9 protein-coding genes and 1 pseudogene are annotated in these 9566 nt (G+C 63.8%); 3 read left to right on the top strand and 7 right to left on the bottom strand.

Translation table 11 applies throughout. The annotated features are described in order from the left end of the window. Positions 1-189: 189 nt before the first annotated feature. Positions 190-477: pseudogene (locus AruPA_RS20840) on the top strand (Tn3 family transposase); the annotation flags it as partial. Between the two features lie 338 nt (positions 478-815). Here the strand turns inward: AruPA_RS20840 and AruPA_RS20845 are convergent. Both AruPA_RS20845 and ppsR read right to left on the bottom strand, forming a co-directional pair. After that, positions 816-3044, bottom strand: coding sequence for a GAF domain-containing protein (locus tag AruPA_RS20845; RefSeq protein ID WP_265638666.1), 2229 nt, complete (start codon positions 3042-3044; stop codon positions 816-818). A gap of 50 nt (positions 3045-3094) precedes the next feature. Further along, a complete protein-coding gene (gene ppsR / locus AruPA_RS20850) occupies positions 3095-4408 on the bottom strand; it encodes a transcriptional regulator PpsR (protein ID WP_265638667.1) in 1314 nt (437 codons plus the stop codon). Positions 4409-4429: 21 nt separating this feature from the next. On the opposite strand from ppsR, the gene AruPA_RS20855 reads away from it, so the two are divergent. Further along, positions 4430-5104, top strand: a complete 675-nt coding sequence (locus AruPA_RS20855; protein WP_265638668.1) for a heme oxygenase (biliverdin-producing) — start codon at positions 4430-4432, stop codon at positions 5102-5104. A 180-nt stretch (positions 5105-5284) separates the two neighbouring features. Here the strand turns inward: AruPA_RS20855 and AruPA_RS20860 are convergent, their stop codons facing one another. Genes AruPA_RS20860 through AruPA_RS20870 form a run of 3 tightly spaced genes read right to left on the bottom strand, consistent with a single transcriptional unit; the run spans position 5285 to position 7892 of the window. Next, on the bottom strand, positions 5285-6136 hold the full coding sequence (locus AruPA_RS20860) for a ScpA family protein (RefSeq protein WP_265638669.1): 852 nt from the start codon (positions 6134-6136) through the stop codon (positions 5285-5287). A gap of 8 nt (positions 6137-6144) precedes the next feature. Then, positions 6145-6858 carry a hypothetical protein gene (locus tag AruPA_RS20865; RefSeq protein WP_265638670.1) on the bottom strand — a complete coding sequence of 238 codons (714 nt, stop codon included), beginning with the start codon at positions 6856-6858 and terminating at the stop codon, positions 6145-6147. Then, on the bottom strand, positions 6858-7892 hold the full coding sequence (locus AruPA_RS20870) for a tyrosine-type recombinase/integrase (protein WP_265638672.1): 1035 nt from the start codon (positions 7890-7892) through the stop codon (positions 6858-6860). The genes AruPA_RS20865 and AruPA_RS20870 overlap by 1 nt, the downstream gene beginning before the upstream one ends. A gap of 152 nt (positions 7893-8044) precedes the next feature. On the opposite strand from AruPA_RS20870, the gene AruPA_RS21920 reads away from it, so the two are divergent. Continuing rightward, positions 8045-8365, top strand: a complete 321-nt coding sequence (locus tag AruPA_RS21920; RefSeq protein WP_408859116.1) for a helix-turn-helix domain-containing protein — start codon at positions 8045-8047, stop codon at positions 8363-8365. Here the strand turns inward: AruPA_RS21920 and AruPA_RS20875 are convergent. Both AruPA_RS20875 and AruPA_RS20880 read right to left on the bottom strand, forming a co-directional pair. Continuing rightward, positions 8275-8589: a type II toxin-antitoxin system RelE/ParE family toxin gene (locus tag AruPA_RS20875; protein WP_265638673.1), complete on the bottom strand. Its 315-nt coding sequence runs from the start codon at positions 8587-8589 to the stop codon at positions 8275-8277. The two genes, AruPA_RS21920 and AruPA_RS20875, sit on opposite strands and share 91 nt — an antisense overlap. Continuing rightward, positions 8573-8860, bottom strand: coding sequence for a type II toxin-antitoxin system Phd/YefM family antitoxin (locus AruPA_RS20880; RefSeq protein ID WP_265638674.1), 288 nt, complete (start codon positions 8858-8860; stop codon positions 8573-8575). Before AruPA_RS20880 ends, AruPA_RS20875 begins: the two co-directional genes overlap by 17 nt. Positions 8861-9566 lie beyond the last annotated feature (706 nt).

Below are 9566 nucleotides of genomic sequence, written 5' to 3' on the forward strand. Positions count from 1 at the left end.
GACAATGCCTCGACCGCCGGATCGATAACCGCGAACTGCTCGAAACCGAAGTCCGGGCCTGGGAGCGCCGCCGCACCAAAAGCGGTGCCAAAATCCGCTGGATGTTCTCCACAGATCAGGCAAGAGTGAAGATGGCCAAATCCTACCCCACGCCATCAATCAAGGAGTCGTAATCACTGCGACGGGACACTAGGCGAACTGCGCGACCGGCAATTCGAGAACCAGGTTTTTCGTGCATCCGGGCTCAACCTCCTGGTCGCGGCCATTATCCTATGGAATTTGCGCTACCTCGCCGCGGCGTTTGATAGCCTCGATCAGCGAGGGGAACCATTGGCACCGGAAATCAAGAAACACACCGTGCCGCTCGGATGGGAGCATATCAGCCTCACAGGTGATTATGTCTGGAACGATCAGCGGCAACCGGCTCCTGGCGAACTTCGACCTCTCAGGCGTCCGCCATCACTCCTGGTCGCCTGAGTTCCCTGTCCGTTCACGTCTAGCGTACATAAAATGCACTTTCGTGTCTGGACCCCTGGATCAAAACGGTCACTGGATAGGCAGGTTGGTATTACATCTGGGACTACGAGCGCTCCCCAGTCCCACGGCCGAGATCGTCCAGCGCCCGTCGCGGCACTCCGACCCCAAGAGCTCGAGGCCAGATCCAAGCGCCCATTTTGCATTTTTGACCATGCCACATCAGCCCAGTCTCTGTCCCAGCCATCAAGCAGCACCACGATCACACGAATTGAGGCAGAACCGCTTGAACGTATCCTCGATTTTGAAGCGCAAGCCAGTTCACCTGACGCGAGCTGGTGTCATGCCTCTTCGCCCGGGGGGTCCTGGGTGAATAGGTTCTGCAGCACGACGGTCGTGCGGCGGACGGAGTCGCGAACGCTTTCGAGCATTTCCGGCATGCGTGACGGGTCAACCCGGTCGGTGATTTCGAGTGCGGCAAGCTGGGCGTTTTCGAACACCGATTTCAGCAGATTCTGGACGGTCATGTCTTGTTTCGACGCGATCAAGCCGCTGACCGTGCGGTTCTGTTCGATGATGCCATCCTGGAAGCGTCGCCGTGCCACGCTTGCCGCCTTTTGTTCGGTCATGTCGGTCATGATCAGCACGAACCCGAGCACGCGGTCTGCGGTGGCCAGGATCGGGTCCGCGCGAATCAGCAAGGGTAGCGCCTCGCCGCTGTCCCGCCGGATCGCAATTTCACCGCGCCAGCTGAGCCGGTGTGTCCGCAGCGTCTGCAACCGTTCGGCCACATATTGGGCATCGACGAACAGTCCTGGCAGGTCGGTCAGGGATTGCAACGGGTGGTTGGCGCCGGCGACCATGGCGGTGAAGGCACGGTTGATCAACAGGATATCACCGTTGACGTCAGCCACGATCACCGGCTGGGTCGATACGGCGACCTCGCGCCGGACGCGTTCGAGCTGATCCTGCGCGATCAGCATGCGCACCGTACGCGATTGCAGGACGACGTCGCTGACCATGGCGCCGATCAGCCGGGCGGCTGCGATATCGGCCTCGGTCCAGGGCTCGCATTGCAGTCGCATCACCTGGTGCCATTGCGCGAAGGAGCGGCGCGGCGACAGGTCGGCCGGGGTATCCCCGATCGTAACGGGCTTGGTCGGGTCGCCGCCCCAGGTGACGGTGCGCACTTGTTCGGGTCGCACCCAGATCAGATAAGTGCCGGGTTCGCTGGACAGCGATACCGCGAGCACCCCACTCGCCGCCGCCTTGATCGCCTCGAAATGCTCTGCCTCGCCGGTGAGCGACGCGGTGATGGTCATTGCCTGATCAAGCTTGGCCTGATCAAGCTTGGCCGGCTCCGTGCCGGACTGTGCGGCCCGGCTGTCGAGCCAGGTGCCGATCGCTCGGATGTCCTGAGTGCCCGGCACATCGCCGGTCACCGTCACTTCGTTGTCGAACAGCAAGGCGGCACCGGTGGCGCGCACCGGGTGCAGCAGCGATTGCGGATTGTCGAACAGCGCGCTTTTCCAGTTACCCTCGCGCGACAACGCCTCGACCATGCGCTGTTCCAGCCGCCGGGCCGCTAATTCGGCCTGGGCCAGCACAAAACTCTCGAACGCGGCAATGCGGGTCGCGACGGCTTCGGCCAGAAATTCACAGGCGGCGCGAATTTCCGAGGCGACGAAGAACGGCGCATAATGATGGCAGGCGATCAATCCCCATAGCTGCCCGCCCACCATGATGGACACCACCAGCGTCGCGCGCACCCCCATGTTCTGCAGATATTGCACATGGATCGGCGACGAACTGCGCAGCGCGCACAGCGACATATCGAGCGGTGCGCCGCTGATCGGCGAGAGCGCCGGATGCAGCCTGACCGGTTTGAACCCGACATCCACCAGCATGCGCACCCGGTGGCGCTCGTAAAGCCGGCGCGCGATCTGCGGAATGTCGCTTGCGGGATAGCGGTTCGCGAGATACGGCTCCAGCCCTGGTTCGCGCTGTTCAGCGAACACCTGACCGTGACCCTCATCGTCGAATTTGTAGACCATGACGCGGTCATAGCCGGTCAGCGCCTTGAAGATCCGCGCCGTCTCGTCGCACAGGCTTGCCAGCGAGACCGAGCCGAGAATGGTCTGCAGCGCCGCTTCGATCGGCCCGACCACGTCGATGGTCGGCCCCGCCGGTTCGAGTTCGATCAGCACGCCACCGCCTGCCGGCCGATGGATCATGGCATCGATGCCGCGCAGCGGCCGGCCGGCGGTGCAGCGCAGCCTGAGCGGTTGGGTGCGCAGCGGGGCGCGCAGTTGCGGGCGGACGCGGCCGGCCAGATCACCGGCGAGCTTATCCAGCGCCATTCCGATCAGAGTGTGAGGCTCACCCGCAGGGGCGAGACCGAGGAATTCAGCCGCGTTTTCGCTCGCCAGCACAATCTTCAGCCCTGGTTCGCTGCACAGCAAAAGCGCACCATGCGGCTGGATCGATCCGGCAAGATGGATCTGCTCGCGTTCGCAGTTCGAAAGATCGGCCTCGCCGAACGCCGGTGCGGGCACGAATTTTTGTGTCATGGCGTGCCTCCCCGCGTTGCTGCCGCATTTTAGATTGCGGTCGGTTGGCGCTATTCCAAGTCGTAGCGGTTCATTTTCAGATACAGGCTCTGGCGGCTGAGACCGATCAATGCCGCCGCCGCCTTGCGGTTGCCCGCGGTCTGCTCGAGGGCGGCGCGAATGAAATGCTGTTCGACGGCCGCCACGGTCTGGTCCACCGCCTCGTGCATCGTGGTCGGCCCGACCTCCAGCGAAAGCGCGCCCAGCGCCGCCTGCAACGGATCACCGTTGCCAGCCCCACCCCGTATCGCCCCGCGCGAGGTGTCGCGGATCAGCAGCCCGATCATGCCGTCGTCGCTGCTCGCCGAGATCTCGACTTCGACGACCGCGCCGTATTCCCCGTGGACCACCGACGGCATCGTCATGATCCTGCCGTGATTGCGGATCAGCTCGAGCGCCATGGCCAGATCATTGCCGCTCCGGTCAAGCCAGCGATCGAGCCGGGCCCCGAGCACGACCGCGTCGCTCGCCGCCTCGATCAGGTCGAGGAAAGCGGCGTTGGCCTGACGGACCACGCCATCGCTATTGATGATCACGAACGCCTCGGGCAAGCGCGTGATCAGGGCGGGGCATACGCTGCGGTCCGGCAGCGTGGTGCCGCGCGGACTAGCCGCCACCGGTGTAAGGTGCAGCAAATACGACGGCACCACCCCGCCATCGGCCAGCGATGCCCGCACGATCCAGGATTCTCGCGGGGTGCCGAGTTGCACGATCACACCGGGCGCCTGCCCATCGGTGCGGGCGCGCTGGATCATGGCATGAAACACGGGCTGCGACGGCTTCGCGATCTGATCGATGAAGCTCCAGTCATGGCCGACGCCCAGCAGGCGCCCCGCCGCTGGGTTGACCTCGGTAATGCGCAGCGTTGCCGCGTCGAGCAGCAGCAAAGGATCTTTTGCGCCGTTGAACATCAGATTATAGCGGATCTCGGCATCGCGCAGCCGCCAATGGTCCCGCTCCATCGCCTGCTGCGCCGCGATCAGACGGCTTTGCAGATCGGCAACGACATGAAACCGCCGGCCGATCGCGAGCAACCCGGCATCGCCGCCGAGCCTGACCGTGGTATATTCCAACGGCAGTTCCGCACCGCTTGGAAACAGCTGGTTGACCGGCGTGAAGGCTGAAACGCCGGTGCGCCAGGCGTCCTTGACCATCCGTTCGATCGTCGCGAAACCCGATGCGGTCACCGTTTCGCTCCACGGCCGGCCATGCCACGGCTGCAGGCCGCCGGTTTCGATGCGGTCCGACAATGTGGTGTCGCGGATGACGCCATCGCGATCCAGATGCAACGTCAGGTCAGGCTGCGCGAGGTTGACAGTGGTCATAACCGGTTCAATCAATGTTTGATGGATGATAGCCCGGTTTTTTCAGTCGACCAAGCAAGATCGACCGAAGCGCCACCGGCTCTCGCCACCGCATTGCGGCACGCCACGCACGATCTGCACCGCGACGCCGAACGCTCTGGCGTTGCCGCGCAAATGCTGCGCGGCACGATCACGCGCGACCAGTACGCCGGTTTGCTGCGCAACCTACTGCCCGCCTATCAACAGATCGAGCACGGGTTGGAACAGCATCGCGATCACCCGCACCTGCGGGCGCTGGCGCTGCCGGCGGTGTATCGCGCCGCCGCGCTGCAAAGCGATCTGGCGGCCCTCGCCGGTCCGGACTGGGCGGGCACGCTGCCGTTGCTGCAAGCCGGACGGGCATACGCCGATCGGATCGCCCACGCGACGGCCACTGCCCCCGCACTGCTGATTGCCCATGGCTACGTTCGCTACCTCGGCGATCTGAACGGTGGCCAGATGCTCCAGCGCCGTCTGGGCACCGCGCTCGGCCTTGATGACACGGCACTCGCCTTCTACCGCTTCGAGGCGATCCCCGATCTGGCCGCGTTCCGGCGCGCGTACCGCGACGCAATCGACGCCATTCGACTCGATACCGACGCCACCGCTGCCGTACTGGCCGAAGCCCAGGCGGCGTTTCAGGCCAATATCGCGGTATCGGTGGCGCTCGCGGCCTAACCCGCGCCGATCAGCTGCGGGTCGGCGCGGCGGCGACCTGCCCAGCCAGCGCCACGGTTTTCAGCCCAGATGTCAGTTTTCCTTAAATGGCTCTGCCTCAATTCGTGTGATTCGGGTCGACTCTGAGGGGGTGAACCGCACCGGGTGTTCCGAGAGGCTCAAATTCTTGAGAGGATGGGGCTATGGAGAGGCGGAAGGCATCGCAGAAATATGCGGCAGAGGTTGGTCGCTGGAGCCGACGCTGACGATGATGGGATCGAAGTTTTCCGCCTGCGCCAGCGCGACATCGCCTTGCTTGGCAAGCTCCAGGCTGGCGACGAACGTACTCGACCACGCCGAGCGCAGACGCAACCGGGTCTCCGTTGGCGGTTGAGCGGTCTGCTGGTTGGGGCCCGGCAACAACTGATCGAGGCTGAGCCCCTCTCCGCTTTCGGCCAACAGTCGGAGTATCCGGTCCCGGGCTTCCGGAATATCATACAGGTCCAGAGCCGGCAGCCGATAGATTGGCCTTGTATCGACGGCGTCGGCGGGATCATCGAACTGCTCCAGACACGCCCAGAGGAAGGCGATCATATCGACCTCGATCGAACCGCCGATCACGCTTCCGATCGCCTCAGATCGGCCACGGGCAAAAACGTCCCGTCCCAACTGCGGCCGCTGCTCCAGCCACGCGGCCAGCGCCTGGATTTCCTGCAACGCAACCAAGCGGTCCCGCAGATCTGACGCACGTCGTTCCGCCGCCTGTTGCGCCGGCGCGTCCCTCGGCAACAGCAGATCGGACCGCAACAGCAGGATCCAGGACGCCATCACCACCCAGTCCGCCTGATGGCCGAGCGGGATTGTCGCCCGCGCCCGTTCCAATCGGTCAGCCAATTGGTCGATCAACTCAGGCAAACGCAGCGTCGACAGATCAATCTGATGCGACCGTGCCTGGGCCAGTAGCAGGGCCAGCGATCCGTCGAACCCATCGAGCGTCAGATGCGGCGAGCTCCCCTCCCCTGCCCTGTCCACCCCGCTGGATGAACCATCCATCGCAGCGATCAATCCGTCGCGATCGGCAGCAGCTGGAATTTCAGACCCGGCCAGGCCTCGGCAATGGCGATGAGTGCTGGCCGCGGGGAGGTCTCCGCCGTGAAGAACCCGTAGCTGAGAACGCCATGTCCAACTTTCTGCCGTCGCCCCGGCCCCGCGTCGGGGCGCACAATCACCTGCCGCGGCAGATCGCTGATCCCCCAATGGCGGGACAACCAGGCCAGCGCGGTCGGATGATCATGCCCGAGCGTCAAGATTGCCAGCGGGATCGGGACCAGGACCTGCAGATCGAACGGGCACGCGCGCCTGACCCCGATCCGGTCTCGTGCCCTGGCCTCGCGGGCCTCGATCCGCTCGCGGAACTGACGGGCGAGAATTCGGCAGCCCGCGACCGAAAGACTCCGCTGCCCGCCAGTGTGGCTCACCGCGCGGATAAAAATATCCTCCTCGATCGCCGCGCCATTGATCTCCCAGGGGATGATCCCGGGGCCCCGCGCGGCCGATGCAAATGTTTCGAGCTCGGCCGATGGGCCTTTGATCGTGAGGTGGTGATACCGCCAGATCGAAGTGGGCGGTGCGGTCTGCGGCGCATCCGATCGGGATGGGCCAGACGGCCGACGCCCCCGCGGTTTCGGCAGCGGGGGCGGCAGAGGATGTCGCGCCGGCGGGGTTACCGGTTCAGGCGAATCAGGCTCGGTCTCCCACGGAAACCGGAGCGCCATCAGAGATCAAGCATGCCGGCCGGGCTGTCACTGACCAGACCGGCGCGCTGGACGTAGCCGCGCATCACGCTCTGGGTGCGGTGACGCGTGTGGCGCATGATATCCTCGTCACGCACCCCCTTGGCGTAGGCCTCGGTGATAAATCCGACGCGCAGCGCGTGGGCGCTCAAGCGATCGAACCCCTCGATCACCAGCCCGGCCATTTCGGCGCGATACGCCAGGATCCGCCGCACCGCATCGGGATGCATCCCGACATCCCCAATGGTGTCGCCGGTACTGATCCGGCGGAATAAAGGTCCTGATTTGCGGGTGGCGATCTCCATCCAGTCCTGGAACGCCCGGACTGGGCAGGTCTCGACATGGCGGCCACGCGGCACGCCGATCTCAGCCCCCTCCCCTGCCTGATCGGTCTTGCCGCGCCGGATGCGGAGCCGCAGCCCACGCGCGTCCTCGGCGACATCATCGACCTGCAGCGCCACCAGTTCCGAGCGACGCAGCGCCGCGGCAAAGCCGATCAGCAACAAGGCGCGATCGCGCCGGCCGCGCGCGGTGCGATCGCAGGTGGCGACCAGCTGGCGCAGCATCGGTAGCGTCAATGCCGCCGCCTTCTGCACCGCGCGACCGTGGTTGCGGAGGGCGCCACGCAGCGGATGCTGGATATCACCATGGGCCGGATTCCACGGCAGATCATTAAACCGGTGCATTGTGCCGATCGCCGCCAGGCGCCGGCGGATCGTGGTCGGCGCGTGAGAAACCGCAAGGCTGGAGAGATAAGCGCCCACCACGGCCGGGGTTGCCGGTACCGGGACAAAGCCGGTGCGATCGCACCATGCAGCATAATGGGTCCAGTCCGCTTTGTAGGCGCGCAGGGTCGCGGGCGAGACCGCCTGGCGCGCGAACGCCTGCGCCTGTGCGAGGGCGGCCTGCCCAGCCGGCGTCAGGGCCGGCGCGACCGCCGTGCCTTGGTTTTCCGCGGGATCGGTCAGGATCTCACCGTCGAGAGCGCGACCCGATTCGGGAGGTTGATCGACCATGATTCGACCGATAGGCCGACGCCTGACCGATAGCAACCCAAATAATTCCACTACGCGCGATAATAGTCATTATCGCGCATAGGCCGGACTGGGCTCACAAAATCGGGCGTTCAGTTTGCACGCGGCATGGAATTGGGTTCTATGACGAAGCAGTGGAAACAATCTCGGGATCAGGGTTTACCGCCCTTTTGAGCCAAGCGAACGTCAGCCAGGCCGGCTTTGCCCGGCTTACCGGCGTCAGCCCCCGCCAAGTCAATAAATGGTGTCGAGGCCGAGCGGCCGTGCCGCGCTGGGCCGCGATCCTCGCCCTCGCCCTGCGGGAACTCTCGGCCGAGACGCTCCCGATCCTGCACGATGAACTCACGGCCGCCGTCGCAAAGGCCTACTGGGGGCTGACGGGATCGAAATTTTGCCGAGCCCCGTGGCGAATGTGCAGAACCCGGACAACCGCCCCTACCTCATCAATCGCATAAATCACGCGGTAGACAGCCGGCCGGTTGCCGTACAACAAGTGGCGGAGATTGCCATCTTCCGTGGTCGGGGCACCTCGCGACGGGTACTCTTCGAGGCTGAGAACCAACGCTTCCAACCCGTTGAACCAATCTGCGGCCTCTCTCGCATAGTCCGCATTGATATCGCGGTAAATCCGCCTCAGATCACGCGCCGCGCGCGCCGTGACCTCAACGCGGTATGCCATGCTCGCCGCGAATCTCATCAAAAATCTGCCGCGCCGGCAGGCTGCGCCCGGCGCGGAGATCCTCCCTCCCCTGCCGGATTCCTTCGGCAGCACTGGCCTCCGCAGCGAGGTCGAGAAGACGCTGGTAAGACTCGGCATCCTGAACCACCGCGGCAGCCCTGCCATTCACGGTCAAGATGACCGGCCGCTTGGTGTCCTTCAAATGCTGCATGATTTCCGCGGAATGATTGCGAAACGTCGTCATCGGTTGAATGTCTTTGGTGATATCCATTGCGCAACTCCAATCGTATTACCTAATAAGGTAATGCCGTTCGACATCATTAGGCAAGGGGGTTCTTGGAGCCGAATCGGACATGACCGGGGGTTTCATCATCAAATCACAAAACACGCAGTAGGGGGTTGCCACAGTTAGATTTTCGCAAGACAGGGAAACGCGCGGACCGCGCACGGGCTCGCTCGCGCTACCGGCCGATATGTTCAACGTGCTGTTTGTAACAACAAACTATGGCTCCAACTATCACAGCAATGCACCTCGCATATCGCGGCCGAACTTCTTAACATTTCAAAAAGTGCAAAAAGGCACGGCCTTTGGCTTATTTAGGGATAGTCCGATTCGAGCGTACCTCGTAACCGCGACACAACGCAGCGGGGTCGGACCATCCCCCTGCCCTGCTGCGACCCAAGCTAAGCCACGGCAGCCCCCACAGGCTATTCAGATCGGCCAGGAAAGGAAGAATGGGAGGTGTTCTCACTCACAACGTCGGCTGGCGCGATCGTTAGCAGGCTCGTGCCGGATTCAGATGTCGATCGCCACTTCTTAAGCGAACGAACGGCTCCTCACTAGTGTCCCGTCGCAGTGATTATGACGGGTTGATCCAATCCAAGAACGGGTAGTTCCTGCGGCGCGACGAGCATCTGAATGCTGCGAGGGACGCCGGGCAGCTTCTCGATCAGACCGAGCTTGTTGAGGGTCTTGA

It is taken from the genome of Acidiphilium sp. PA, assembly GCF_026191915.1.
GTDB lineage: Bacteria > Pseudomonadota > Alphaproteobacteria > Acetobacterales > Acetobacteraceae > Acidiphilium.